The sequence below is a fragment of the Streptomyces sp. 1331.2 genome (genome assembly GCF_900199205.1).
In the GTDB taxonomy this organism is placed as follows: domain Bacteria; phylum Actinomycetota; class Actinomycetes; order Streptomycetales; family Streptomycetaceae; genus Kitasatospora.
This window is the reverse complement of sequence record NZ_OBMJ01000001.1, coordinates 245,783-271,940: the sequence shown is the minus strand read 5'-3', so window position 1 is coordinate 271,940 and position 26,158 is coordinate 245,783. Positions and strand designations below refer to the sequence as shown.

Below are 26,158 nucleotides of genomic sequence, written 5' to 3'. Positions count from 1 at the left end.
CCGGTCCACGCGGTGGGGCCGCGGGGGTGGGATCGGGTCAGGACTGCCGCAGCGAGCGGCCGGTGCGGGCCAGGAACACGTCGTCCAGGCTGGGCCGTTGGAGCTGTACGGTGCCGGGTGTCAGGCCGGCCGCGTCCAGGGCGCGCAGCAGCCGGGGGATGGCCGCGGCGCCGTCCTCCAGGTACAGCCGCAGGCCGCCGTCCCCGTCGGGTTCCAGCCGGTGCAGGTACGGCTGGGGTCGCAGCACCTCGGCCGCCCGCTCGGCGGCGCTCCCGTCCGCGCCCGTGCCCCCGCCGTCGGCGGTGTCCAGGCCGACCAGGACGACGTCGCCGGAGATCTCGCGCTTCAGCGCCCCGGGCGTGCCCTCGGCGACGACCTGGCCGTGGTCGACGATGGCGACCCGGTCGCAGAGCGCATCGGCCTCGTCCAGGTAGTGGGTGGTGACGACGACGGTCATCCCCTCGGTGCGCAGCCGGCGGATCTCCTCCCAGACGTGCGCCCGGCTGGCCGGGTCCAGCCCGACCGTCGGCTCGTCCAGGAACAGCACCCGGGGCTGGTGGATCACCCCGAGTGCGATGTCCACCCGGCGGCGCTGGCCGCCGGAATAGGTGGCGCACGGCCGGTTGCCGAACTCGCCCAGGTCGAAGGCCTTGAGCGCGTCCTCGGCGGCCCGGACGGCCTGGGGCTTGCCCGCGCCGTACATCCGGGCCTGCAGCACCAGTTCCTCGCGGGCGCTGACGTTGTCGGTGGTGCCGCCGCCCTGGGCGACGTAACCGATCCGGCGGCGGACCCCGGCCGGGTCGGTGAACAGGTCGGCCCCGGCGATGCGGGCCTGTCCGCCGTCCGGGCGGATCAGGGTGGCCAGCATGCGCAGGGTGGTGGTCTTCCCGGCGCCGTTGGGGCCGAGGAAGCCGTAGATCTCGCCGGCGGCGACCGACAGGTCGATGCCGCGCACGGCGTCGACGGTCGGGTCACCGCCACCGCGGCGGGAGGTCTTCTTGCGGTAGGACTTGCGCAGTCCCGTGGTCTCGATCAACCGGAACTCCCGTACGGGGATGGGCTGCCACGGCACCTGGGAAGCCGGTGCTCGGCACCTGCGGAGGGCGGTGCTGCTGCGACACCCTAGGGCGAACCCCGGCCCGGAGACAATGGCCTAGACCAATGGACGTGTGCTCGCCCGCTCTGCTAAGGGGATGCCCGGGGCGCCGGCTCGGCCCGGCGCGTCCAGAGCTCAGCCGAGCGCCTCCAATTGGTCCGCCGCAGCCACCGCACCGCCGCCGGCCAGCAGTTCCCTGCCGACCTGAACCGCCCTGTCCCGGTATGCCGTTGTCTCCAGTACGGTCCGCAGCCCTGCCGCCAGCCGCTCCGGCGTCACGCGGGCGAACGGCACCTGCAGCCCGACCCCGGCCGCCGCCACCTGGGCGGCCACGAAGGGCTGATCGTGCCGGATCGGCGCGGTGACCAGCGGCAGGCCGTGCGCCAGCGCCTCGCCCACGGTGTTCATCCCGCCGTGGCAGAGCACCGCGTCCAACTCCCCGCGCGCCATCAGCTCCAGCACCGGCACCCGGTCCACCGCGACCGCGTGCGGCGGGAGTTCGGGCAGCAGTGCGCGCGGTGCCGCGAACACCGGCTGGACCTCCTCGCCGCACAGCTCCAGCGCCAGTACGGCCCGGGCGAGGAAGTCCGCGCCCAACTCGCCCGCCAGCGTCCCCATCGTGACCAGCACCCGCCGCCGGCCCGGCAGCAGCCGCTCCCACGGGAACGCCGGATCGGGCGGCCGCGCCGCGATCACCGGCCCGACCATCGCATGGTGCACCGGCGATGCGCCGCCGTCCGTCAGCACGGGGCCGGTCAGCGCCGGCCCGGTGGTCGCCAGCACCAGGGCGGGGGAGAAGCGCGGGTCGACGTACTCCGCCCCGGGCAGCCGGGCGCGCTCCCACAGCCCGCGCAGCAGCCCGGTCATCCACGCCTCGACCTGCGGCAACGCCCGGTAGGGCCGGCCCAGTTCCATCGCACCGGGCGCGAAGCTCGCCCACGGCAACCCGTGCCGGTGCGCGACCAGCGCGCCCGCCGAGGTGTGCTGGTCCACCAGCAGCACCTCCGGCCGGTACTCCCGCACGGCCGTGTCCAGCGGCTTCGCGGTGAACCGCGCGTACGGGACGATGAAGCCCTCCCAGAGCGAGCGCAGCGCGGCCAGCCCGTGCCCGCCCTGGGCGCGAAAGGCCCGGGTGCCGGTGCCGAACACCCGCGCTCCGGGGCCGAGCAGCGGCCGCAGCACCGACTCCGTACCGGTCCAGGCGACCTCGTGGCCGCGCGCGGCCAGTTCGGCGGCGATGCCCGCGGCCGGATTGACGTGTCCGGTCAACGGCGGCACCACCACCAGGAACCGGGTCATCGGGCACCCTCCTCGGGGAGCAGTCGCTGCAGGTCGGCGACGGTCAACGCCTCCAGCGCGGCCAGGCCGAGACCGGCACGCAGCCCGGCCAGGTCCACGGCCGGACCGAAGCGCTCGCGCAGGCGCTCGGCCAACACGGCGAGTTCGACCTCGTCCAGCAGCAGGTCGCCGTCCAGCCGGGCGTCCGGCGTGACATGGCGCGCCCAGCCGGGCGGCGCACCGGCCACCTCGACCACGATCGCGACCAGCGCGGGATCCAACGGCGGGGCGGAGTCCGGAGGTTCAGGATTCGGCATGAGAGATCTCCCACCCGCTCGACGGCACGGTGGTGAACACGACCGGACCGGAGCGGAATTGACGGATGCCGGGGCACGGCCCGCGACAGCGCGGGGTCCGAGATCACTTGTGCGACCCGGCGGGCGTCGGAATACTAGCCCGCGTGACCGCACTGGAGGCAGTGGCCGTTCACCTCCCCCCACACGCCGTTCCCATCGAGGCGGTGGGCGAACGCATCGGCCTGACCCCACGTCAACTCCGTCTCTTCCGCCGCTTCCACGGCCTGGACCAGCTGCGCCTGGACCCTGCCGGGAGGCTGCCCGACCTGCTCGACGCCGCCCTGGACAACCTGTCGGAGCTGCGCGGACGCGAACGCGACATCCGCTTCGTGATACACGCCCGCAGCATGCCGGTGGCGGTGCCCCACCCGCTCAACCCGCTGCACGACCTGCTCGCCGCGCGCGGCCTCGGCCACGCCGGTGCCTTCACGGTGACCCACCACGCCTGCGCGGTGGGCCTGCTGGCGATCGACCTGGCCGGCCGGCTGCTCGCGGCCGACCCCGACCCGGCGGCCCTCGCACTGGTCCTGGCCGGGGAGAAGACCTTCACCAAGGACGCCCAGGTGGTGCCCGAGACCGGCATCTTCGCCGAGGGCGCGGCCGCCTGCCTGGTCAGCGCCGCGGGCGAGCGACACCGGGTGCTCTCCTACGAGGTGCGCCAGCGCCCGGAGTTCGACGGCCGACTGGCCGAGGACCCGGACCTGCTCGCCCGCTACCAGCGCGAGTACCCGAACGTGATGGTCGAGGCGATCGAGGCCGCCCTGGACCGGGCCGGTCTGGACCTCTCCGACCTGGCCGCAATCCTCCCGCACAACGTCAACCAGGCCTCCTGGCGGATGATCGCGCGCCGCATCGGCTACCCGATCGAGAAAGTCGTGCTGGACAACGTGCGGTCGGTCGGGCACAGTTTCGCTGCAGACAGCCTCATCAATCTTCACACCGCCACCACGCGGGGGCTGCTCCGCCGCGGCGACCACTACCTGATCGCCGCCGCCGGCATCGGAGCCACCTTCTCCGCGATGGCCGTGCAGAGCTGACGGCCCATCGGCTTCCATCCGTCGGCTTCGATCCGTCAGCCTCGATCACCACTTCCCACGTACGACGGGACGGGACACCCATGTCAGAACCCGCGGTCCAGACCACCGACCCCGCGCTGCGCGAACGCGTCCTGCACGGCATCGGCGCACTCCTGCCGCGCGTGCTCAAGCGCGAACTGCCCGAAATCCCGGAGAACGCCTGCCTCTTCGACGACCTCGGCCTCACCTCCGCCGGCACCATCGAGCTCATCCTGGAGCTGGAGGAATCGCTGGACATCCAGGTGGACGTCGAGCAGATCACCGAGGACGACCTGCGATCGGTCACCAAGCTGGCCGACTACGTCGCCGGGCACGTCATCCCCGAGGACTGACCGGGTGCCCTCCGGCTCCTCCGGCCTGCTGATCACCCGGGCCCTCGCTCGCCGCTTCGACGGCCGTTCGGAGACCTCGCTCGACCCGGACCTGCGGGTGTTCGTCTCGGATCTCGTCCGCCCCTACGGCCTGCCGCTGCGCGAGGAGCTGCTGAAGGAGGGCGTCGGCCGCTCCTACGAGGAACTGGCCGCCGGACTGCTGGGCGAAGTGCTCACCGAGGACGAGCCGGTGGACCTGCTGGTCCTCGCCTTCGACACCCCCGACGTCCGCCCCGGCGCGCCCTCCTCGCTCGCACTCGGCCGGTCCGTCCCCGGCAACCCGCTGGCCTTCGCCGTCTGCGACCAGGGCACCGCCGCCGCCTTCACCGCCCTGCGCCTGGCCGCCGAGCACCACCGCACCGGCGGCTGTCGCCGAGCCGTGGTGGTGCTCGCGGAACAGACCGCGCTGCACTACGAACCGCCCGTGCCGGTACCGATGCCGGAGCGGCACGCGGTGGTGGTGCTGGTCTGCGAGGAGGCTCCGGGGGCGGGCCTGGCCGTCCGGCAGGTCACGGGCGCCACGGCGCCGGAGGAGGCCGTACGGGCCGCGACCGATCGGCGGGAGCCCGGGACGGAGGTCCTGCTCGACGGCCTCGGGGGCTCCGGTGATGGCGTCGCTTCGGAGGACTCACCCGTCCAGCCGTTCACCGGCTTGTGGGCGCAGCTGGCCGAACACCTGCCGCGGTGGCGCGAGGAGCAGCGCCCCGCCCTGATCGTCGGGTACGACCGTCGGCTCGGGGTGCTCAGCACGCTCACCCTGCCGTGACCGAAGTCGACTTCTGGCTCATCGACACCGACCAACCCGCCGGGGTGGCCGACGGTTTGTGGCAGCTGCTCGACCCGGCCGAGCGCGCCCGGACGTCCGGCGCCGGCCCCGAGCGGCGCCGCCGCTTCACCGTGGCGCACGGCGCCGTCCGGCAGGTGGTCGGGGCGCGGCTCGGCGTGTCCCCGGCCGAGGTCGTCTGGGAGTGCGGGCCGAATGGCAAACCCGAGGCCGCAGGCGCCGCCGGACTGAGGGTGAGCTGGTCGGCCTCGGACGGACTGGCGGTGCTGGCCCTCGCCGGGGGCCGGCCCGTCGGCGTCGACGTCGAGCGGATCCACGCACCCCGGACGGCCGAGCGGATGGCCGCGCGCTGGTTCCCCTTCGAGGAGGCCCGTTCGGTCGCCGAGCCCGCCGAGCCGGCGGAACGGGCGGCCCGCTTCACCGCGCTGTGGTGTCGCCGCGAGGCCTTGGTGAAGGCCTACGGCGGACGGCTGACCCAGGCCTTCGGGGTGTCCGTGGCGGGCTCGCCCCCGGTGTCGGTGGCCGACCCCGGTGGTCTCGGCCGGGGATCGGCCACGCTCTGCGACGTCCCCGTGCCGGGCCCGTTCCGGGCTGCCGTCGCCGCCCTCGGTGATTCGCCGATACATGTCAATTCCCGTGTCTGGCAAGCACATTGACGAACAGTCGGCACGTTGTGACTTTGGTCTGGACCAGCTCGCAGTGCCGCTGATAGCGTCCCGATCACCCCCCTCTGACACACCCCTGCGAGCCCTTCCCCGGCGAGCCGAAAGGCGCGTACGACGTGACTGCGCACGACCTGATTCCGCCCGAGACGGCCCTGCCCGGGACGGCCCTGTCCGGGACGGCCCTGCCCGGGACGGCCCTGCCCGAGGATGCCCCGTACGAGGAGGCCCCGCCCGCCGGGCGCCCGCCCGCCCGACGGGTCACCGTCCGCTTCGCCGCCGCGAGCAGCGGCGTGGGCCCGCTCACCCGCGGCCAGGACAACATGCTCCGCTGCATCCGGGGCGAAGCCCCCGAGCAGATCAACCGGGAGGCCTCCTGGCCGGTCCCGGCCGGCACCTCGGTCCCGGCCGGCCTGGTCGCACTGCGACTGCTGGTCGAGCGGCACGAGTCGCTGCGCACTTCCTTCCCCGCCGGCCCCGGCCCGGACGGCTTCCCGGACCGCCAAGTGGTGCACGCGGACGGCCGGTTCGCGGTGACGGTGGTCGAGGCCGGCGAGCCCGGCGAGGTCAGCTCGGAAGGCGAGCCCGGCAGTCCCGATGGGCCCGACGAGCGCGAGCTCGACGCGCTCGCCGCCGAGCTGGGCCGCAGCGACGTCGCCGTGCCGGTCGATCCGGCCGCGCCGCCACGGATCCGGTTCACCATGGTGGCCCGGGGCGAGCGGCTGCTGCGGCTGGTCGCCGTGGTCTGCCACGCGGGCGCCGACGGCGCAGCCACCGCCGTGCTGATCCAGGAGTGGCACGCCCTCGCCGCCGGGAAGGCGTTGCCGCCGGTCACCGCGCCGACCCCGCTGCTGATCGCCGCCGCCGAGCAGAGCGCGCAGGGGCGGCGCAAGGCGACCGCCGCGCTGCGGCACTGGGCGAAGATCCTCGACACCGGCCCGCAGACCGTCTTCGCCGACTCGCGGATCACCGGCCCGGCGCGCGACCACGCGGCCCTGCTGGTGCGCTCGCGTGGGGCGGCCGACCACCTCGCCGCCGTCTGCCGCCGCACCGGCGCCGGCCCGTCCGTGGTCCTGCTCGCCGCCTTCGCCGCACTGGTCGCGCACCGGGCCGACCGCGGTGAGCTGGTGATCTCGGCGCTCTCCGCCAACCGCCAGCGCGCCGCCCTGGCCGACCACGTCGGCACCCTGGCGCAGGACGCGCTGATCCTGCTCGACACGCGAACGGCCGATTTCGACCAGCTGATCGGCCGGGCCAAGTCGGCCTCGCTGAGCGCCTACTGGCACAGCACCCTGGACGCCGGGGACGTCTGGCAGCTGATCGAGGACGTCGCCCACCGGCGGGGCACCCGCTTCGCCCGGCAGGTGGTGGTCAACGACCTCAGCCTGACCATCCCGCCCGCCGTCGCCGACGCCCAGCCGCCCCCGGCCGCCGACCCGGAACTGACCCCGCTGCCCGCCCCGCCGCTGGCGGTCCGGCTGATGTTCACCATCCTGCGGATCACCGGCAGCCTGGGCTTCGTCCTGATCGCCTGCCCGCAGGTGCTCGACCCCGAGGAGAACGAGCACTTCGCCCGGACCCTGCTGGCACTCCTCGCGGACGCCGCCGAGGGGCCGGTGCCGCTCGCCGGCCTTCCCGCCGTCCTCGGCCTCGCGAAAGCCGTGCCCGACGGCGGACATGCGGACGGGCGGACCGGCCAGTGGCGGCTGATCGACGGTTCCCGGGTCGACCTGGCCGCCGTCCACGAGCTCCTGGAGGGCACGCTCGGCCCGCACCGACTGTCGCTGGTCGACGGAAGCCTGGTGGCCGACCTCACCACCGCGGACCCGGAGTTCGACCCGGCCGCCGCCCACCGCGCGGTGGTCGCCGCCCTCCCCGGCCGGGACACCGCGATGGCCCCGCACCGGTACGTCGTCCGCCAGGTGACCCCGGACGGCGTACGGACGGTGGCCGGGAGCGGACGCGACCCGGAGATCGTCGCCCGGCTGTCCGCACTCACCTGAACGAATGACCGCGGGCGGTCGCCGCGGCCTCACCCCAACGGATGGTCCCCGCCGCCCCACCCCGACGGCTCCTCGTCGGCGGCGAGCCCCCACGCGAGGTCCCACGAGCACGCGGAGGTCGCCCCCGAGGTGAGCCCCCACGGGCTCGGGACCTCCTCCGCCTCGTCGTCTCCCTGCACCGGCAGTCGGTCGATCACCGCGACCAGCGCGGGCGGCAGCTGCGGGGCCAGTCCGTGGTGCACCCGGGAGAGGATGTCGCGCCGCACGTCCTCCGGCAGCAGCGGCCGGTTCAACCGCAACGTCCTTGGCCCGGGCGGGCGTTCGGCCGTGGCGAGCTGGTCCGACCAGGCCCGCCAGTAGTCGGCGTCGTCGGTCTCGCCGAGCATCAGGTGGTGCAGGTGCAGGCAGTACGCGGCCGTCCCGCTGCCCGAGCCGGCCGCGAAGCGCCACCAGAACTCGGCGCCCTCCTCCTTGCCGGTGGCGTACAGCAGCGCGCCGAACACCTCCGCGCCCTCCGGCTGGATCCGGCGCGCGTTCACCAGCAGGTCCAGCCCCCGGGAGGCATCCGGCGCGCCCAGCACCAGGGCGACCACCAGGCCGAGTTCGAAGGCGGCCTGCTCGTGCTCCGAGGACAGATGGGTCGGCGCGGCCGTCAGCCGGGCCCGCCGCACCGCCGCGATCCGCTCGGCGTTGGCCCGTTCCGGCCGGGGCACGTGGATCACCGCAGGCGCGGTACGCACCGCACGCTCCCCGCCCCCACGGTCCGGTCCGTCCATCACAGTTCGCCGCCGCGGTCCGGGAGTTCGCCCACCCCGAGCCGGCGGGCCAGCCGCTCGCGGGCGTGCCGCAGGTTGGAGTGCACCGTGGCCACCGGCCGTCCCAGGTAGGCCGCGATCACCTTGACGTGCAGGCCCAGCAGGTACCGCAGGATCACCACGTCCCGTTGCCGGTCCGGCAGTTCGAGGATCGCGGCGTACAGCCGCACCTCGTCCGCCTCGCTGTGCAGCAGTCCGTTCGCGACCTGTTTGAACGCGCCGATCACCGCCGCGAAGGTGACGGCCTCCACCGCCACCGGCTCCTCGGCGGCGACCCAGTCCGACACGTGGCGGTTGGCCAACCGCCAGGCGTAGGCGGCCGGTTCCTCGAATCGAAGCACCTGCGGCCAGCAGCGGGCCAGGTCCGCCTTGACCGTCTCGACCACCAGGACGGCGTCGGCCTGGTTGCCTATCCGGGTCAACGCGAGGGCGTGCCACGCCGGTTCGTGCGTCTCGCAGAACGCGGCGTAGGTGAGGTCCAGGCGGAGCGCGGGGTCGGCCCCGGCCACGCGCTCGGGCCCGGCCCCGCCGGCACACTCCACCGCCGCCCCGCCCCGGTACCCGCGCGCGGGGGCACCCCTGTCGATCGTCATCGAGCCTGCTTTCCGTGGCCGTCGGCTGCACACCGGGCCACCCGCGGTTCGGGCTGTCCGTGACCATCCTCATTCCAGCAGGCCTGTCACTCCAGGCTGCACAGTGAATACCGATTGTCATCTCATGGGATCTGGTGACTGTTTGAGGCGGCTGTTTGAACCGATCAGGCCACGATTGACCCCCGCGAACCCTGGGCAGCAACCGTGGGCAGCAATCGACCGGGCGCAATCGACCGGGCGCGAGCGACCAGTGCGAGCGACAAGCCGAGGGGAAGACGCCATGGGCCTCTACGACGGGGTGGACCTGCGGCTGAACGTGCCGCACTCGGCCCGGATGTACGACTACTACCTCGGCGGCTTCACCAACTTCGCCGCCGACCGCGAGGCCGCCGGACACGCCCTCTCCGTCGCCCCCTGGCTGCGCGCCGCCGCCCGCGTCAACCGCTCCTTCATGCACCGCTCCACCCGCGCCCTCGCCGAGGCCGGCTTCGACCAGTTCCTCGACATCGGCACCGGCATCCCCACCTCGCCCAACCTCCACGAGATCGCCCAGAGCATCCGGCCGCACGCCCGCGTCGTCTACGCCGACAACGACCCGATCGTGCTCTCGCACGCCCAGGCCCTGCTCACCGGCACCACCGAGGGCCGCACCGCTTACGTCGAGGCCGACGCCACCGACCCCGCGAGCGTCCTCGACGCCCCCGGACTGCGCGACACCATCGACCTCGGCCGCCCCGTCGCGCTCTCGCTCAACGCGCTGCTCCACTTCGTCCCCGACGCCCACGGTGCGTACGAGCTCGTCGACCACCTCAAGTCCGTCCTCGCCCCGGGCAGCGCGCTGGTGATGAGCCACGTCACCCCCGACTTCGCGCCCGGGGACATCGCCGACCTGGTCCGCATCTACGAGGCCGCCGGCACCGCCGCCCAGGCCCGCACCCTGCCCGAGTTCACCCGCTTCTTCGACGGCTGGACGCTTCTCGCCCCCGGCGTCGTCCCGACCCCGCACTGGCGCCCCTCGACGGACGAGCCCCCCGTCGAGGCCGCAGAGGCCGCGGCGTACGCGGCGGTGGCCATCCGGCCCTGAGTCGCCTTGCCCATCACCCCGCTGATTCGCATGGTTGACGAACCATCGGTGCGCCTGTGGCGTCCTGTGACTCAGGAAGCGGCTCGTGCCGCGACAACCGTTCAGAGGGGGACCATGCACACTCGACCTTCGGCAACCCGTCACAGCCGCCGCGCCGTCCTGGGCCTCGGCCTCGGAGCGGCCGTCGCCGTCACGGCCGCGACCGGCGGATCGGCACACGCGGCGACCGGCCCCGACACCCACCGCCGACTCTCCGCCCTGGAACAGCAACACGGCGCGCGCCTCGGCGTCTTCGCCAGGAACCTGTCCACCGGGCGCACGGTCCGCTACCGCGCGGGCGAACTCTTCCCGATCTGCTCGGTCTTCAAGACCGTCGCCGTCGCCGCCGTCCTGCGCGACCTCGACCGCGACGGCGAGTTCCTCGCCAAGCGGATCCACTACACCGAGGCCGACATCAAGCGGTCCGGCGGCGCCCCCGTCACCGGCGAGGCCAGGAACCTGGCGAACGGGATGACCGTCGCCGAACTCTGCAAGGCGGCCATCGACCACAGCGACAACACCGCGGGCAACCTGCTGCTCCGCGAACTGGGCGGACCGACGGCCGTCACCGATTTCTGCCGCTCGATCGGCGACCACGTCACCCGTCTGGACCGCTGGGAGCCCGAACTCAACACGGCCGAACCGGACCGGACCACCGACACCACCAGCCCGCAGGCCATCGCCCGCACGTACCGCCGCCTCACGCTCGGCCACGCCCTCCCGCCCGCCAAGCGCGACCAGCTCACCACCTGGCTGCGGGGCAACACCACCAGCATCCACCGCTTCCGCGAAGGCCTCCCGCAGGACTGGGCCCTCGCGGACAAGACCGGCTCCGGTCAGTACGGCACGGCCAACGACGTCGGCATCGCCTGGACCCCGTCCGGCGCGCCCGTCGTCCTCGCCGTCCTGACCACCAAGCCCGACGAGGCCGCACCGAAGGACGAGCCCCTCGTCGCCGAGACCGCGGCGCTGCTCGCCTCCGTACTCGGCTAGAGCCGGTCCGCAGGCGTAGGGGCGGCGACGGCCCACAGGCCGTCGCCGCCCCCGGCGACACGGGCCCGGCCTCACCGCCGTCCCCCGGACCGCTCCCCCGCGCCCTCAGCCTCCCCACCCGTGCGCCCCCGCCACCCCGGGCCCTCACCCCCTCCGCCCCCTCACCCCCGCCCCCGCGCCCTCAGCCTCCCCACCCGTGCGCCCCCGCCACCCCGGGCTGAGACTGGTGGTGGACCGATGCTGTCCCGTAAAGCGGGGAGACGCATGCTGCTGGGACTCACCACCGCACTGGTCGCGACCGTCTGCTTCGGCTTCGGGGCGGTGTTCCAGGCGCGCGGGGCGCGGTCGGCCCCGCGCGCGGACCGGGTGCGGGCGGGGCTGCTGGCCGCCCTGGCACGGTCCTGGCAGTTCGTGCTCGGCACGCTGGTGGACATCCTCGGTTTCGTACTGAGCATCGTCGCCCTGCGCACCCTCCCACTCTTCCTCGTGCAGGCCGTCACCAACGCCAGTCTGGCCGTCACCGCCCTGGCCGCCGTCTGGCTGCTGGGCGCGCGCCTGCACCGGGTGGACATCGCGGGCATCCTCGCCGTGGTGGTCGGCCTGACCCTGCTCGCGCTGGGCTCCGGCAAGGAGGGCCGGAACGTCGCCCCGGCCGCGTTCCACTGGTCGCTGCTGGCCACCACCGCCGTCATGCTGCTCGCCACCCTCGTCCTGGTGCGCCGGGACGGCACGGTGGCTGCCGCCGGGCTGGGCCTGCTGGCCGGGGTCGGTTTCGGGGTGACCAGTCTCGCCGTGCGCGTCCTGGACGCCGCCAGCCTGCCGGCGATCCTCGCCGACCCTGCCGCCTATGCCCTGGCGGTCGGCGGCCTCGGCGGCTACCTCGCCTATGCGCTCGCCCTGCAGCGCGGCACGGTGACGGCCGCGACCGCCGCCGGGACGGTCGCCGAGACCTTCGGCCCGGCCCTGGTTGGGGTGGCGGCGCTCGGCGACGCCGCGCGCCCCGGGTTCGAGTGGTGCGCGCTGACGGGCTTCGCGGTGGCGGTGTGCGGCACCTTCCTGCTCTCGCGGTTCGGCGAACTGGAGGGTGAGTCGGCGGAGCCGTCGTCCCCCCACCCGGACTCCGAGGCGGAGCCTGCCGTCCCGCCCCGGTAGCCCGGACGGTTCCGCCGTGCGATGGTGACTTGCCGGACAAAACGGACGGCGAGTCGGCCTCAGAGCGGCAGGTGCGCGATGGCGGAGGAACCCCGGGAGGAACCCCGATCGGATCCCCACCCCCGATCCGGGCGGCCGGAGCCGGTCGAGCGCCCCGTCGCCCTGGTCACCGGCGCCTCCTCCGGCATCGGTCTCGCCACCGCCACCCGCCTGGCCGAGGCCGGCTGGCGCACCCTGCTCTCCGGCACCGACCGGGCCCGGCTCGACGCGGCCGCCGACCGCACCGGAGGCCTCGCCCTGCCGGAGGACCTGAGCAAGCCGGACGGCCCGCGCCGCCTGGCCGAGGCCGCACTGGCCGAGGCGGGCCGGGTGGACGCCCTGGTCGCGAGCGCCGGCCTCGGCTGGCGCGGCCCGTTCGCGGAGACCCCCTGCGACACCCTGGACCGGATGGTCGAGGTCAACCTCGCCGCCCCGCTGCGGCTGGTCCGCCTCCTGCTGCCCGGCATGCTGGAGCGCCGGCACGGCCGGATCGTGCTCATCGGTTCGATGGCCGGCCAGGTCGGCGTGCGCGAGGAGTCGGGCTACGCGGCGACCAAGGGCGGGCTGACGATGTTCGCGGAGAGCCTCTGGTACGAGCTGCGCGGCACCGGTGTGGGGGTGCGCCTGGTGCTCCCGGGGGCGGTGGACACCCCGTTCTTCGACCGCCGCGGCACGCCGTACCAGCGCGAGCGGCCGCGCCCGGTCTCGGCGGAGCGGGTCGCGGACACCGTGGTCGCGAGCATCACCACCGAACGCGACCGCCTCTACGTGCCGCACTGGCTCGGCTTCCCGGCCCGCATCCACGGCGTCGCGCCCGGCGTGTTCCGCCGGATGGCCTCGCGCTTCGGCTGAGCACGGCATGGGCCGCGCCACCACGCCGCTCCTCGCCGGTTCCCTCGCCGCCGCGGCCGCCCTGGAGTTCCTGCACCTCGCCCCGGCCGCCGTCCGCCTCCCGTCGCTGCGCCGCACCCTGGCCCGCCGGACCGCCGGGCGCGGCACCACGCCGGGCCACGTCGCCCTGACCTTCGACGACGGCCCCGACCCGCGCAGCACCCCGTACGTCCTGGACGCGCTGGACGAACTCGGCGCCCGCGCCACCTTCTTCCTGCTCGGCTCGATGCTGGAACGCGCCCCCGCGCTCGGCCGTGAACTGGTCCGGCGCGGCCACGAGGTCGCCGTCCACGGCTGGTACCACCGGTCGCAGTGGTACCCGGCCCCCGGCCGCGACCTGCGCGAGCTGCGCCGCGCCACCGAGGCGGTCACCGAGCTGTGCGGCGCCCGCCCGCTCTGGTACCGCCCGCCGTACGGGGTCCTGACCGCCGGCCCGGCCCTGGCCGCCCGCCGCCTGGGCCTGCGCAGCGTGCTGTGGACCGCCTGGGGCCGGGACTGGACGGCGGAGGCCACCGGCGCCTCCGTCTACGCGACCGCCCGCCCCGGCCTCACCGCCGGCGCCACCCTGCTCCTCCACGACTCCGACTGCACCTCGGCCCCCGACTCCTGGCGCGCCACCCTCGCCGCCCTGCCCCTGATCGCCGCCCACTGCCGCACCCACCACCTCACCCTCGGCCCCCTCCGCGACCACGCGGTCCCGCCCTGACCGGAGCCCGTCCGGCAGCCGACCGACCGGGACCTGCCCGAAAACACGGGACGCCCCGCTCCACCAGCAGAGGTGGAGCGGGGCGTCCCCGTCCGTCGGGAGGATCAACGTTCGCAGGCGACACCGTCGTTGTCGCGGTCCAGCTCGGGCCGGTACCCCGGGTCGCCCCGGTGCAGGGGGGCCTTGCCCGCCGCCTTCACTTCGCTGCAGTTCTTGTAGTACGCGCTGCCGCCACCGGTGCTGCTGCCGCCGCCGCCTCCGGACGCGCTGCCCGAAGTGCCGCCGGTGGAAGTGCCGGAAGTCCCCCCGGAGGCCCCGCCCGAGCTGGCGCTGCCACCGGAGCCGCCCGGCTGGTTCGGGGCAGCCGGGGCAGCCGGGGCAGCCGGGGTGGTCGGGTTGGCGGGGGTGGTCGGGTTGGCCGGGTTGTTCCGCTGGTCCGCGTAGAGCGCCTGCTGATGGTCGGCCGGGCAGGAGGCTCCGGGCTGCACCAGGCGCAGGGTCGTCTCCGCTCCCGGGGTGAGCGGGCTGCCCTGCGGCAGTTCGCTCGCGCAGGCCAGCCAGCTGCCGTGCTCAGCGGGGAGCGGGAGGTCCAGGTAGCGGCTCGCCTCGTGGATCCGGTCGGCCGCAACTCCCGCCGCGACCAGCAGGGCTCGTGCCTCGACGGCCGTGCGTCCGGTGATGTCGGGCATGACGCTCGGGTGCGGGGTCTCGGCCGGCGTTGCCGTGGCCGCTGTTGTGGCCGATGCCGTCGGCGAAGGGGCGGGAGCCGGGGCGTGGGTGGGGGCGGGTGCCGCGGCCGGTCGGGCCTTCTCCGGCGACCCGGCCATGATGCCGATCCAGTAGAAGGTGCTGAGGACGCAGAAGACGGTCAGCACCACCTTGGCGGCGACGTGCAGGCGGCGGGAGCGCCAGAGCCAGATCGCGGCGATCGGTGGCACGAACAGCAGGGCGGCGGCGCGAATCAGACGGTTGGCGGGCGTCCGGGACGGAAAGGCCCGTGCTGCGGACGACCGGAACGGATCGTGCGTCAAGTGCGGCTTCCTTAGGGAGGTTGGGAGCCCTCGGCGAGCGCGTCGCCGCAGGGCGTCGCCGAGTGTAAAGGACCCGTATAGAACAGGTAAGGCGTGAGCGGGAATTCGCGGCGGTCGTCAGGGCCTGCCCTAGCCCAGCCCCACCCGCCGTAGCGCCGCACCGAACCCGGTCCGCCAGCCCTCCGGCGTGGCGCCGGGCGAGGGGGCGGGGGAGGGGCGCTTCAGCGCCGCGAGGGCGTTGCGGACGACCTCGGCCGGGCGGGCGGTGGAGACGTCGGCGTGGCCCAGTTCGAGCTCGTGCTGGAGGTTGTCGCGCCCGTGGCCCTGGACGACGTCGAGGAGCAGCAGCCGTCGGCCGAGCGCCCGGGCCTCGCTGCAGGTGTCGCCGGAGCTGGTGACGACCAGGTCGGCGGCGGCCATCAGGGTGGGAATCCGGTCGGTGTAGCCGAAGGGGTGCAGCCTGGGCCGGCGGATCGCGGCGGCGCGCAGGCGGCGCTCCAGCTCCCGGTTGCGCCCGGCCACGGCAAGCACGTGCGGCCCGGCGGCGGCGAGCGAGGCGGCGGTGCGGGCGAGCGGCCCGAGCCCCCAGGAGCCCGACATCAGCAGCACGCAGGGGGCGTCGGGCGGTACGGCCAGTTCGTCGCGCGCCCCGGCCCGCCCCGGCGGCCGGTAGAACGGCCGGCGCAGCGGCGCGGGCACGACGGCGATGTCGGCGTCGGGCCGGTAGCGCCGCACCGCGCAGGCCGCGACCTCCGAGGTGACCAGGAACAGGTCCGTGCCCTCCTGCACCCAGAGCCGGTGCGGGGTGACGTCCGTGCAGAACACGAAGTGCCGGAACTCCCGCCCCTGCCCCCACTCCTGGACGTGGTTGACCGCCGAGGTCGCGGTGGCGAACACCGAGACCACCAGCTGCGGCCGCTGCGCCTCGACCAGCCTGCGCAGCGCGGGGACCAGCCGGGCGCGCGCCGCGGCGTCGGCGAGCAGGGCGATCCTCGCGCCCGGGCGCAGCGCCGAGAAGTGGAAGGCGTCGTACACCCCGGGCAGGTCGAGCAGCCGGCGGAAGACCGTCTCCCCGGCCGGGCCGGAGCGCTCGCCGAGCAGGGCCATCGCGTCGACGGTGCTGGTGGTCCAGCCGAGCTCCCGCAGGGTGTCGGCGCAGGCCTGGGCCATGACGTCGTGGCCCTGGCCGAGCGAGCCGGAGACCAGCAGGGCGTGCGGCATCGGGCGGCCCCGGTCAGGTGGTGGCGGCGGTGGCGGCCCGGTACCAGTCCGCGTACCGCCGCACGCCCTCTTCGAAGTTGGTCCGCGGGGACCAGCCGAGCAGCCGTTTGGCCTGGGCGGAGGAGATCCGCCGTCCCGTGTAGTCGGCCTTCCGGCCGTCGATGTGCTCGATGGTGACGGGCCCGAGCAGCCCGTCGACGGTGTCGGCGATGTCGCGCACCGAGACGGCCGTCGAGCCCTCCAGGGCGAAGGTCTGGTCCTCGGCGGAGGGGGAGAGGGCCCGGACGTGGGCGTCGGCGAGGTCCTCGACGTAGACGAAGTTGCGGCTCTGCCGGCCGTCTCCGGCGATGGTGATCGGCCGCCCGGCCAGCGCGGCCTGGACGAACCGGGCGACGACCAGTTCGTCGCGCATCCGGGGCCCGTACGGGATGCCGTAGCGCAGGATGGTGAAGTGCTGCCCGTACAGCTCTCGGTAGCTGTGCACAAGCATCTCGGCGGCGAGCTTGGTGGCCACGTAGAGGTGGCCGCTGTGCTCCAGCTCGATCGGCACGTGCTCGTCCAACTCCTGCTCCTCGCCGCCGAGTTGTTCGCCGGCAAGGGCGGCGCCGTAGACCCAGACGGTGCTCGCCAGGACGGTCCGGCTCAGGCCGCTGCGCCGGGCGGCCTCCAGGACGGCCTCGGTGCCGTCGATGTTGGTGCGCACGGCCCGGACCGGGTCGGCGGAGACCTGCTCGACGTCGGCCATCGCGGCGAGGTGGTAGACCACTTCGCTGCCGGCCAGCGCCGAGGTGAGGGCCTTCAGGTCGAGGACGTCGATCCGCGCGTGCTCGGCGTCGGGGTTGAGGTACTTGTCGGTGGTGTCCACCGCGAGGACCTCGTGGCCGGCCGCGATCAGGTGGTCCACGACGTGTGAGCCGATGAATCCGCACCCCCCGGTGACGGCTATCCGCACGTTCTTGCTCCCTTCGCTCTCTTCCGGCGGGTCCGCGTTGTCGTTTCCTGCTGCTGTCCCGGCTATCCGGCCAGGCGCCGGTGCACCGCCGTGACGGCCGTGACGACCTGCTCCGTCTCGTCCTCCGTCATGTCGGAGTGCACCGGAAGGCAGATCTGGCGGGCGCACACGTCCTCGGCCACCGGCAGCGGGCCGCGCCGGTACGGGGCGAACACCGGCTGCAGGTGCAGCGGCAGGTCGTACACCTCGCCGGACAGCCGCACGCCGTACTCCTCGGCCACCGCGCGCTTGAACGCGGCGCGGTCCGTCCCGGGCGGCAGCAGCGCCACGTACTTGTAGTAGTTGCCGCGGCAGCCGGGCGGTTCGAGCACCGGGTCCAGGCCGTCGAGCCCGGCCAGCGCGTCGTCGTAGCGGCGGGCGACGGCCCGGCGGGTCTCGATGAACTCCTTGAGCCGGCGCAGGTGCACCGCGCCGACGGCCGCGTGCAGCTCGCTCATCCGCCAGGAGTAGCCGAGCAGGACGTGGTGGTTGGTGGTGAAGGAGCCCTTGCCCTGGTCGCGGTAGATCCGGGCCTCGTCGCGCAGCTCCGGCGACTCGGTGAGGATCATGCCGCCCTCGCCGCTGGTGGTGACCTTGGTCGGGTAGAAGGAGAAGGCCCCGGCCAGGCCGAAGGTCCCGGCGGCGCGACCGTCGAGGCTGCTGCCGTGGGCGTGCGCGGCGTCCTCGATCAGCGGGATGCCGCGCCGGTCGCAGAGCGCGCGCAGGGCCTCCGCCTGCGGGGTGACCAGTCCGCCGATGTGCACCAGGACGACGGCGGCGGTGTCCGGGGTGAGCGCCGCCGCCAGGGTCTCGGGGGAGAGCGCGAGGGTGGCCGGGTCGACGTCGGCGAAGACCGGGCGCCCGCCTGCATGGACCACCGCACCGGCCGTCGCGTAGAAGGTGACGGCGGGCACGACCACGTCGCGGCCCCGGACGTCGACGGTGCGCAGGATCACCTCCAGCGCCGCCGTGCCGCTGCTCACCGCGACGGCGTGCGAGGCGCCGTGCTCGGCGGCGAAGGCCTGCTCGAAGCGCTCGGTCCACGGGCCGAGGGTGAGGGCGCCGGTGGTGAGCATCTCGGTCACCGCCTCGGCGACGGCCGCGCGGTCGCTCTCGTCGAACACGATGCGGGCGGCTGGAACGCCCATGGGGCACCTCCGGCGGCGGGCTGCGGTCGGCAGCACCGATCGGGTCGGATCCTCCCGAACCGCAGGAAGAGCGGACGGGTCAGGCACATCACGCTACTTCGCCCAGCCGGGGCCCGGCCCGTCGTCGCCGCCCGCACGGGTGACCCGGCTGCTTCCGCCGCAGGTAGGAGGGCTACTCCCGACGTGGGGCGTGCGCTCCTGCGCGCGGGGGACGCCCGTACTGCGTCCGCAGTACGCAAACGGCCTGCGCAGGGACGACGACGGAGCAGGGGTCGGCGATCAAGGATTGGTAACGCTGCGGCGGACCGCGTCCTCGGGGGCGCACGGCGTCCACCAGGACGCCAGGACCGCCGCGGCGCGCCCTGTTCCGAGCACCGCATCCGAAGGAGTCCGCTCCCCCGTGGCCACGTTCCTTTACCGCCTGGGCCGATGGGCCTTCGTCCGGCGCCGGCTGGTGACCTTGCTCTGGGTCGCCGTGCTCGCCGTCGGCGGAGTCCTGGCGGCCAAGGCGCCCGCCGCACCCGACGACGGCTTCGCGATGCCCGGCACGGAAGCGCAGAAGGCCTTCGACCTGATGAACGAGCGCTTCCCCGGCGGCCACGCCGACGGAGCCTCGGCCCGGCTGGTGTTCGTCGCGCCCTCCGGCCAGAAGATCACCGCCGGGCCCAACCAGCAGGCGGTCGAGCGGACGGTCGACGAGCTGTCCCACGCCGAGCAGGTCACCGGCGCGGTCAGCCCGTTCAAGGCCCGCGCCGTCTCCAAGGACGGCACTACCGCGTACGCGACGGTCAGCTACTCCGTCAAGGCGGGCAAGCTGTCCACGGGCGCCACCACCGCCCTGGAGCAGGCCGCCCAGCACGGCCGGGACGCCGGGCTCAAGGTCGAGATCGGCGGCAACGCGCTGATGGCCAAGGCGGAGGCGGGCGGCAGCAGCGAGGCGATCGGGATGGCGCTGTCCGCCGTCGTCCTGGTGATCACCTTCGGATCGCTGGTCGCGGCCGGCCTGCCGCTGCTCACGGCGGTCGTCGGCGTCGGCCTCGGCATGTCGCTGATCACCGCGCTGGGCAGCGCGCTCGGCCTGTCCGGCACCACCGGCACGCTCGCCATGATGCTCGGCCTCGCGGTCGGCATCGACTACGCGGTGTTCATCGTCTCCCGCTACCGGGCCGAGCTCGCCGAGGGCCGCACGCCCCAGGAGGCGGCCGGCCGGGCCGTCGGCACCGCCGGCTCGGCGGTGGTCTTCGCCGGGCTCACCGTGGTGATCGCGCTCGCCGGGCTCTCCGTGGTCGGCATCCCGCTCCTGGCCAAGATGGGCATGGCCGCCGCCGGCACGGTCGTCATCGCCGTGCTGGTCGCGCTCACCCTGGTCCCCGCGCTGCTCGGCTTCCTGGGCCGCAAGGTGCTGCCGCGCAAGGTCCGCAAGGCCGGCGGCGACGCCGCCCGGGCGGCGACGAAGGAGAACGGCGGCGCCCGCTGGGCCCGGTTCGTGCTGCGCCGCCCGCTCGCGGTGCTGCTCGGCGGCGTGATCGGCCTCGGCGTGCTCGCGGCCCCCGCGCTCGACCTGCGGCTCGGCCTGCCCGGCGACGAGGCCAAGCCGACCTCCACCACCCAGCGCCGCGCCTACGACCTGCTCTCGGAGGGCTTCGGCCCCGGCTTCAACGGCCCGTTGACCGTCCTGGTGGACGCCAAGGGCGTCGCCGACCCGAAGGCGGCGGCCGACGCGGTCTCCCGGCAGGTCTCCGCCCTGCCCGGCGTGGTGACGGTGACGCCGCCGATGTTCAACAAGACGGGGGACACCGCCCTGCTCAGCGCGATCCCGGCGACCGGCCCGAGCGAGGCCGAGACCAAGGACATCGTGCACGCCATCCGCGGCGACGCGGCCGGCCTGAAGTCGGCCACCGGGGCGACGGTCCTGGTCAGCGGCACGACGGCGATGAACATCGACGTCTCGCAGAAGCTGACCGACGCACTGCTGCCCTACCTGGCCCTGGTCGTCGGCCTGGCCGTCCTGCTGCTGATGGTGGTCTTCCGCTCGGTGCTCGTCCCGCTGAAGGCGGCGCTCGGCTTCCTGCTCTCGGTGGTCGCCGCGCTCGGTGCGGTGGTCGCGGTCTTCCAGTGGGGCTGGCTGGCCGATCTGATCGGCGTGGAGCAGACCGGCCCGGTCATGAGCATGATGCCGATCTTCATGATCGGCGTGGTCTTCGGCCTCGCCATGGACTACGAGGTGTTCCTGGTCACCCGGATCCGCGAGGGCTACGTCCACGGCGAGCAGCCCGGCGAGGCCATCGTCACCGGCTTCCGACACAACGCCCGGGTCGTCACCGCCGCCGCCTTCATCATGATCGCCGTCTTCGCGGGCTTCATCGGGATGAGCGAGCCGATGATCAAGATGATGGGCCTGGGGCTCGCCGCAGCCGTCGCCTTCGACGCCTTCGTGGTCCGGATGGCCATCGTCCCGGCCGTCCTCGTCCTGCTCGGCCGCCGCGCCTGGTGGCTGCCGCGCTGGCTGGACCGCCTCATACCGGACGTGGACGTCGAGGGCAGCAAGCTGCAGACCCCCGCCACCGAAGCGGCCCCGGCCCGGGAGTCCGTCACCGTGTAGGGCCCGTCCGGTGGATCCTGCCGGGCCCCGGTCCATCCGCCCACCGATTACCGTTGCAGTCAGGGGCCGCCGCCGCTGGGGCCTGTCCGGACAGGCTCCAGCGCCGACGGCCCCTGACTCGCGACCCGGAGACCAGCACCATGACCACCACCTGGCAGCGCATGCGCCGGAACCACCCCCGACGACTGGACGTGATCGGCGGCGCCGTCCTGATCGCGATCGTCGGGGTCGGTGCCACGATCGACCAGACCGGCCACATCAGCAGCCTGGAACCGGTCTCCGGACTCCTCGGGCTGGTCTCCGCCCTCGCCGTCTTCGACCACCGCCGCCACCCGCGCGCGGTCACCGCCGCCACCCTGGCCTGCACCGTCCTGCTCGCGCTCACCAGCCCCCGGCTGACCATCGCCCTCGCCGCCCCGCTGCTCTGCGCCCTCTACTTCCTCGCCGTCCGCACCGACCGCTCCACCGCGCTGCGCGCCTCCATCACCAGCGCCGTCCTGCTCACCGGGATCGCGCTGACCGTCCAGACCGGCGGATCCATCGGCGAACGGCTCGGCGTCCTCGCCTGGGCCCTGCTGCCCGGCGCCCTCGGCGACTCCATCCGCAACCGCCGCGCCCACCTCGCAGCCATCGAGGAGCGCGCCGAACGCGCCGAACGCACCCGGGAGGAGGAGGCCCGCCGCCGGGTCGCCGACGAACGGATCCGGATCGCCCGGGACCTGCACGACGTCGTCGCCCACCACATCGCCCTCGCCAACGCCCAGGCCGGCATCGCCGTCCACCTCATGGACAGTCACCCCGTCCAGGCCCGCGAGGTGCTCAGCCACATCACCGACGCCACCGGCTCGGCCCTGCAGGAGCTGCGCGCCACCGTCGGCCTGCTGCGCCGCGCCGAGGAGCCGGCCCCGCTCGAACCCACCCCGGGCCTGGACCGGCTGCCCGAGCTGATCGGCTCCTTCGAACGGGCCGGGCTGCCGGTCCGCCTCACCGTCCGGGGCGAGGCCCGGCCACTGTCGCCCGGCGTCGACCTCACCGCCTTCCGCATCGTCCAGGAGTCGCTGACCAACGTCGCCAAGCACGCCCACGGCGCCGACGCCGAGGTCACCCTCGCCTACAGCGAGAGCCGCGTCGCCGTCAGCGTCGCCAACGGCCGCCCGAGCACGACCGGCCGCCCCCGCGCCGCGCTGTTGCCCCAGCCCGCCCCCGGCGAGAGCGGGTTCGGTCTCATCGGCATGCGGGAGCGGGCCGGCGCGGTGGGCGGCCGGCTCGCCGCCGATGCACGGCCCGACGGCGGCTTCCTGGTCACCGCCGAACTCCCGTTGCGCACCGGCGCCCGCGACGACGGCCCGGTGCACCTCGCGGCGGGCGCCACCGGGGCGGCCGAGGGGCAGGATCACGCCGTTCGAGACGGCTCCGCAGCGCACGTCGCCGCCCGGGCCGCCCGGGCCGTCCGCCCCGCCGCCCGTCCGCACGAAGCCGAAGGACAGGACACCCCATGACCATCCGGGTACTGCTCGCCGACGACCAGGCCCTGCTGCGCGGCGCCTTCCGTCTCCTGATCGACGCGGAGGAGGACATGGAGGTGGTCGGCGAGGCCGCCGACGGCCGCGAGGCCGTGGAGCTCGCCCGCGCCACCAAGCCCGACATCGTCCTGATGGACATCCGGATGCCCGGCGCCGACGGCCTCGGCGCCACCGCCGAGATCTGCGGCGACGAGCAGCTGTCCGGCACCCGGGTGCTCATCCTCACCACCTTCGAGATCGACGAGTACGTGGCCCAGGCACTGCGCGCGGGCGCCGGCGGCTTCCTCGGCAAGGGAGCCGACCCGAAGGAGCTGCTGGCCGCCGTCCGCACCGTCGCGGCCGGCGAGGCCCTGCTCTCGCCCGCCGCCACCCGGGCCGTGATCGACCGGTTCCTGGCCCAGCCCGAGACCACGGCCGCCGGCCCGGTGAGCGAACGGCTCTCCGTCCTCACCGCCCGCGAGCGCGAGGTGATGTCGATGGCCGCCACCGGCCTCACCAACGAGGAGATCGCCGAGCGGATGTTCGTCAGCCCGTTCACCGTCCGCACCCACGTGCACCGGGCGATGGCCAAGCTCGACGCCCGCGACCGCGCCCAATTGGTCGCGATCGCCTACCAGTCCGGCCTGGTCCCGCCCGGCCGTCCGTCCTGACGACAGGATGTGCCCCCCGGGCCCCGCGCCTGGCCGAAAACGACCTCCGAACGGGTGTATCAGCGAGTAGTCTGCCGGTGACTCAGAATGAGGAGGATGTTCGTGGAAACCAAGGACACGGCCGGCGAGGTGCGGATTCTCCAGCCGTTGCCCGGGCGCACGGCGGGCGAACCGCCGGCGTTCGACCTCCGGCTCGCGCGTCTGCTCCGCCTGATCGGGGTCGAGGTCGCACCCGGGCCCGACTATCAGAGCTCGGCCCGCTGGGAGGTCCACAAGGCCGTCGCCGGGCGCTCCGAGCTGCCCGAGGAGTACTTCGAGGCGCTGGTGGAAGCGGCGGTCCACGACCCCAACCCGAGCTTCAACCGGCGCTTCGTCGAGCCCGCCCTCCTCGCCTTCGGCCAGCGCCGGGTCCGTCTCGCCCTGCTCGGCTACCTGCGCACCGGCACCAACCCGGAGCGCGCCGGCGCCGCCCGCGCCTGGTACTGGACGGCCCTGTCGGTCGGCGACGGCCGCAACGGCGCCGCCGCCGACGAGGGCGCGAGCGTCCGGGACACCTGGTACGAGACCGCACTGCGCGAGTTCGTCGCCAACGAGGACCTGGACGTCCGCCGCTGCATCCTCCCCGGCCTCCCGCTCGTGCCGCGCGCCTACCCCAAGGAACTGCACGCCCTGGTGGAGTCCGCGGTCGCGATCGCCCGCCTGCACCCCGACGAGTACATCCGCCACCGCGCCGAGATCCAGGTCGGCCTCTGACCTCTCGGGTGACCTCGTTTCGGGAGCGGGCCGGTCGTCCGACCACGCCGTCTCACGACAGCTCCAGCGTCTGCCGGAGGTCCCTTCCGTCGCGTCGGACCGGCCCCCAGGGGCTCGCCGAGCGCCCCCGCCCGTCCCGGCGCAGGATGGAAGTCCCGGGGCGGCGAGCCCGGAACCGAAGCGGGCGATGGCGCAGCCGGGCGGGTGGAGCAGCCGGCGACGGGAGGTCCGGACCGTGGGAATCGCAATGGCAGACATCCGCGAGTGGCGCGGCCATGCCGTGGTCGACGAGAAGAACCACCGCGTCGGCACGCTGGAGTCGGTCTACGTGGAGACAGCCAGCGACGAGCCGTTCTTCGCCACCGTCGCGGTGGGCTTCGCCGGTCGGCGCCGGCTGGCTTTCGTCCCGCTGGTGGGCGCGGTCGTCGGACCGGATTACGTGCGGGTGGCGTACCCGAAGAACCTGATCAAGGACGCCCCGGCGATCGGCACCGACGACATCCTGCCCGCCGAGGACGAGCCCGCCGTGTTCGCGCACTACGAACTCCCGTACGCGACCGGCGCCGGTGGCGAGCGCCGCCTGGCCCGCCGCTGAGCCCGCCGCCGAGCCCGCCCGGCAGGGCCTGAGGGAGGGGCTGCCCGCCCCCGCCCGCCGAAGTTCCCGAACCGCCCGACGCTCCGTCACGCGTCGTTCATGCGCCGGTCGCCGGCCTTCGGGTGAATGAGCGCGGCCCGCAGTTGTACAGCCAACTGCGGGTGCCCTCCTTCTCCCCGACTCCGTGACCAGCCGTACCCGGCCCCGGCGAGCCGTCCCCCGGCGGACCGACCGCGGCCGGCCCGGCGGACAGGACAACCGTGGCCGCAGGCAGCGCCCTGACCCTCACCACCTCCACCGACCCCACCGAAGGCGACCGGCTCACCTTCCACTGGAGCACCGACGCCCCCGACGCCAAGAACTGGGTCGGCATCTACGACGGCAGCCGCCAGCCCGGCACCGGCTCCTCGCTCCTGTGGAAGTACACCCCCGGCGCCTCCGGGGACGTCCAGCTCGACACCTCCGCGCTGACCGGCGGCCCGTACACCGCCTACCTGCTCGCCAAGGACGGTTACGGCATCCTGGCCCGGACCGCCCCGTTCGACTTCCGCCCCAAGCCGGTCGTCGTCCGCCCGCACGCCGCCGTCGACTCCCTCACCGCCACGCCCGCCGCGCCGGGCGCCGCCGTCCGGATCGGGCTCGGCGGCCTGTGGTGCCGCCCGGCCGGCAACCCGCCCGGCTCCGCCGTCTTCCGCAAGGTCAGCGGCCCGGCCTGGGCCTCGGTGAGCGCCGACGGCACGCTCACCGGCACCGCCCCCGCCACCCCCGGCCGGAACCCCGAGCCGGTCGTCGTCGGCGTCAAGGACAGCGCGGGCGCCACCGACACCGTCACCGTCCTGGTCCCGGTCGTCGACCCGGCCGCCCGGCCCCGGCTCAAGGTCGCCGGCTGGAACCTGCACGACGCGGGCGCGGCCCACACCGACGCGCTGGAGAAGCAGGTGCGCATGGTCCTCTCCCAGGGCCTGGACGTGCTCGCCCTCCAGGAGACGGCAGGGGAGCGGGCCCGAACCCTGGCCGACGCCCTCGGCTGGTACGCCTACCAGAGCCCGGGCAGCATCGGCATCCTCAGCCGCCACCCGCTCGCGGACGTCACCGCGCCGACCGCCGACCTGCCCGCCGCCGCGGCCACCGTCCGACTGCCCGGCGGACGCAGCGTCCGCTTCTGGGCCGCGCACCTGGACGAGGCGGACTACGGCCCGTACGCCGTCCAGGACGGCCGGACCGCCGCCCAGGTGGAGGCCGCCGAGAACGGCTCGCTGCGGCTGAAGCAGGCCAGGGCGCTCGCCGCCGCCGTGGGCGCGGACATCGCCCGGCACGTCCCGGTCGTCCTGGCCGGTGCGCTCTCCTCGCCCTCCCACCTGGACTGGACGGCCGCCACCGCCGCCGCCCACGGCGGGGTCGGCCCGCTGAACTGGCCGGTCACCGTGGCCCTGCAGGCCGCCGGGCTCACCGACGCCTTCCGCGAGGAGTGCCCCGACCCGGCGAAGGCCCCGGGCGCCACCTGGTCGCCGACCCGCAAACGGCGCGGCGACCGGCCCGAGCCGCAGGACCGCATCGACTACGTCCAGTACGCGGGCCCGCTGAAGCTGGTCGAGGCGCACACCCTGGTCGCCGACTGGCCGCAGCCCGAGCCGAACGCGGCCGCCAACGAGTGGCCCTCCGACACCGCCGCCGCCGTCGCCACCTTCCAGCTCTGACATCCACCA

Annotated in this window: 25 protein-coding genes; 16 read left to right on the top strand and 9 right to left on the bottom strand. The window is 74.6% G+C overall.

The annotated features are described in order from the left end of the window. Nucleotides 1-37: 37 nt before the first annotated feature. The 3 genes from CRP52_RS01295 to CRP52_RS01285 all read right to left on the bottom strand — a co-directional run bounded on the left by CRP52_RS01295 (nt 38) and on the right by CRP52_RS01285 (nt 2,691). On the bottom strand, nt 38-1,036 hold the full coding sequence (locus CRP52_RS01295) for an ATP-binding cassette domain-containing protein (RefSeq protein WP_097234662.1): 999 nt from the start codon (nt 1,034-1,036) through the stop codon (nt 38-40). 195 nt (nt 1,037-1,231) lie between these two features. Beyond that, nucleotides 1,232-2,395 (bottom strand): glycosyltransferase, encoded by a 1,164-nt coding sequence (locus CRP52_RS01290; protein WP_097234661.1) that lies wholly within the window; start codon nt 2,393-2,395, stop codon nt 1,232-1,234. Beyond that, nucleotides 2,392-2,691 (bottom strand): hypothetical protein, encoded by a 300-nt coding sequence (locus CRP52_RS01285; protein ID WP_143685604.1) that lies wholly within the window; start codon nt 2,689-2,691, stop codon nt 2,392-2,394. The genes CRP52_RS01290 and CRP52_RS01285 overlap by 4 nt, the downstream gene beginning before the upstream one ends. A gap of 143 nt (nt 2,692-2,834) precedes the next feature. On the opposite strand from CRP52_RS01285, the gene CRP52_RS01280 reads away from it, so the two are divergent. The 5 genes from CRP52_RS01280 (at nt 2,835) to CRP52_RS01260 (ending at nt 7,626) form a co-directional block, all read left to right on the top strand. Beyond that, nucleotides 2,835-3,767, top strand: coding sequence for a 3-oxoacyl-[acyl-carrier-protein] synthase III C-terminal domain-containing protein (locus CRP52_RS01280; RefSeq protein ID WP_097234659.1), 933 nt, complete (start codon nt 2,835-2,837; stop codon nt 3,765-3,767). An 80-nt stretch (nt 3,768-3,847) separates the two neighbouring features. Next, nucleotides 3,848-4,138: a phosphopantetheine-binding protein gene (locus CRP52_RS01275; RefSeq protein ID WP_097234658.1), complete on the top strand. Its 291-nt coding sequence runs from the start codon at nt 3,848-3,850 to the stop codon at nt 4,136-4,138. Nucleotides 4,139-4,142: 4 nt separating this feature from the next. Next, the gene (locus CRP52_RS01270; RefSeq protein WP_097234657.1) at nt 4,143-4,943 is read left to right on the top strand and encodes a hypothetical protein; all 801 of its coding nucleotides are present in this window, start codon (nt 4,143-4,145) and stop codon (nt 4,941-4,943) included. Next, nucleotides 4,940-5,617 (top strand): 4'-phosphopantetheinyl transferase family protein, encoded by a 678-nt coding sequence (locus tag CRP52_RS01265; protein ID WP_097234656.1) that lies wholly within the window; start codon nt 4,940-4,942, stop codon nt 5,615-5,617. The genes CRP52_RS01270 and CRP52_RS01265 overlap by 4 nt, the downstream gene beginning before the upstream one ends. 125 nt (nt 5,618-5,742) lie before the next feature. After that, nucleotides 5,743-7,626, top strand: coding sequence for a condensation domain-containing protein (locus CRP52_RS01260; protein WP_097234655.1), 1,884 nt, complete (start codon nt 5,743-5,745; stop codon nt 7,624-7,626). Between the two features lie 29 nt (nt 7,627-7,655). Here CRP52_RS01260 and CRP52_RS01255 read toward each other — a convergent pair whose 3' ends face one another. Together CRP52_RS01255 and CRP52_RS01250 are read right to left on the bottom strand one after the other, a co-directional pair. Then, nucleotides 7,656-8,366 (bottom strand): hypothetical protein, encoded by a 711-nt coding sequence (locus CRP52_RS01255; RefSeq protein ID WP_179852643.1) that lies wholly within the window; start codon nt 8,364-8,366, stop codon nt 7,656-7,658. Nucleotides 8,367-8,401: 35 nt separating this feature from the next. Continuing rightward, the gene (locus tag CRP52_RS01250; RefSeq protein WP_097234654.1) at nt 8,402-9,034 is read right to left on the bottom strand and encodes an RNA polymerase sigma factor; all 633 of its coding nucleotides are present in this window, start codon (nt 9,032-9,034) and stop codon (nt 8,402-8,404) included. A 280-nt stretch (nt 9,035-9,314) separates the two neighbouring features. Between CRP52_RS01250 and CRP52_RS01245 the strand changes: the two genes are divergently transcribed. The 5 genes from CRP52_RS01245 to CRP52_RS01225 all read left to right on the top strand — a co-directional run bounded on the left by CRP52_RS01245 (nt 9,315) and on the right by CRP52_RS01225 (nt 13,938). Further along, nucleotides 9,315-10,118, top strand: coding sequence for an SAM-dependent methyltransferase (locus tag CRP52_RS01245; protein WP_097234653.1), 804 nt, complete (start codon nt 9,315-9,317; stop codon nt 10,116-10,118). A 114-nt stretch (nt 10,119-10,232) separates the two neighbouring features. Next, nucleotides 10,233-11,150: a class A beta-lactamase gene (bla, locus tag CRP52_RS01240; RefSeq protein ID WP_097234652.1), complete on the top strand. Its 918-nt coding sequence runs from the start codon at nt 10,233-10,235 to the stop codon at nt 11,148-11,150. A gap of 264 nt (nt 11,151-11,414) precedes the next feature. Then, nucleotides 11,415-12,302 carry a hypothetical protein gene (locus CRP52_RS01235; protein ID WP_097234651.1) on the top strand — a complete coding sequence of 296 codons (888 nt, stop codon included), beginning with the start codon at nt 11,415-11,417 and terminating at the stop codon, nt 12,300-12,302. 78 nt (nt 12,303-12,380) lie between these two features. Beyond that, a complete protein-coding gene (locus CRP52_RS01230; protein WP_097234650.1) occupies nt 12,381-13,193 on the top strand; it encodes an SDR family NAD(P)-dependent oxidoreductase in 813 nt (270 codons plus the stop codon). A gap of 7 nt (nt 13,194-13,200) precedes the next feature. Then, nucleotides 13,201-13,938 (top strand): polysaccharide deacetylase family protein, encoded by a 738-nt coding sequence (locus CRP52_RS01225; protein ID WP_097234649.1) that lies wholly within the window; start codon nt 13,201-13,203, stop codon nt 13,936-13,938. A 104-nt stretch (nt 13,939-14,042) separates the two neighbouring features. Here CRP52_RS01225 and CRP52_RS39090 read toward each other — a convergent pair whose 3' ends face one another. The 4 genes from CRP52_RS39090 to CRP52_RS01205 form a co-directional block, all read right to left on the bottom strand. Continuing rightward, nucleotides 14,043-14,969, bottom strand: a complete 927-nt coding sequence (locus CRP52_RS39090) for an excalibur calcium-binding domain-containing protein (protein ID WP_257032218.1) — start codon at nt 14,967-14,969, stop codon at nt 14,043-14,045. A gap of 129 nt (nt 14,970-15,098) precedes the next feature. Further along, a complete protein-coding gene (locus CRP52_RS01215) occupies nt 15,099-16,190 on the bottom strand; it encodes a glycosyl hydrolase (RefSeq protein WP_097234648.1) in 1,092 nt (363 codons plus the stop codon). 13 nt (nt 16,191-16,203) lie between these two features. Beyond that, nucleotides 16,204-17,142 carry an NAD-dependent epimerase/dehydratase family protein gene (locus CRP52_RS01210; protein ID WP_097234647.1) on the bottom strand — a complete coding sequence of 313 codons (939 nt, stop codon included), beginning with the start codon at nt 17,140-17,142 and terminating at the stop codon, nt 16,204-16,206. A gap of 62 nt (nt 17,143-17,204) precedes the next feature. Further along, nucleotides 17,205-18,329: a DegT/DnrJ/EryC1/StrS family aminotransferase gene (locus CRP52_RS01205; protein ID WP_097234646.1), complete on the bottom strand. Its 1,125-nt coding sequence runs from the start codon at nt 18,327-18,329 to the stop codon at nt 17,205-17,207. Between the two features lie 400 nt (nt 18,330-18,729). Here CRP52_RS01205 and CRP52_RS01200 point away from each other — a divergent pair, with 400 nt between their 5' ends. The 6 genes from CRP52_RS01200 (at nt 18,730) to CRP52_RS37960 (ending at nt 26,149) form a co-directional block, all read left to right on the top strand. Further along, nucleotides 18,730-20,931 carry an MMPL family transporter gene (locus tag CRP52_RS01200; protein ID WP_097234645.1) on the top strand — a complete coding sequence of 734 codons (2,202 nt, stop codon included), beginning with the start codon at nt 18,730-18,732 and terminating at the stop codon, nt 20,929-20,931. A gap of 140 nt (nt 20,932-21,071) precedes the next feature. Then, nucleotides 21,072-22,430 (top strand): sensor histidine kinase, encoded by a 1,359-nt coding sequence (locus tag CRP52_RS01195; protein ID WP_097234644.1) that lies wholly within the window; start codon nt 21,072-21,074, stop codon nt 22,428-22,430. Next, nucleotides 22,427-23,104 (top strand): response regulator transcription factor, encoded by a 678-nt coding sequence (locus CRP52_RS01190; protein WP_097234643.1) that lies wholly within the window; start codon nt 22,427-22,429, stop codon nt 23,102-23,104. Before CRP52_RS01195 ends, CRP52_RS01190 begins: the two co-directional genes overlap by 4 nt. 102 nt (nt 23,105-23,206) lie before the next feature. Beyond that, nucleotides 23,207-23,857: a hypothetical protein gene (locus tag CRP52_RS01185; protein WP_257032217.1), complete on the top strand. Its 651-nt coding sequence runs from the start codon at nt 23,207-23,209 to the stop codon at nt 23,855-23,857. A gap of 247 nt (nt 23,858-24,104) precedes the next feature. Next, the gene (locus CRP52_RS01180) at nt 24,105-24,452 is read left to right on the top strand and encodes a PRC-barrel domain-containing protein (protein ID WP_097234642.1); all 348 of its coding nucleotides are present in this window, start codon (nt 24,105-24,107) and stop codon (nt 24,450-24,452) included. Between the two features lie 260 nt (nt 24,453-24,712). After that, the gene (locus CRP52_RS37960; RefSeq protein WP_097234641.1) at nt 24,713-26,149 is read left to right on the top strand and encodes an endonuclease/exonuclease/phosphatase family protein; all 1,437 of its coding nucleotides are present in this window, start codon (nt 24,713-24,715) and stop codon (nt 26,147-26,149) included. Nucleotides 26,150-26,158 lie beyond the last annotated feature (9 nt).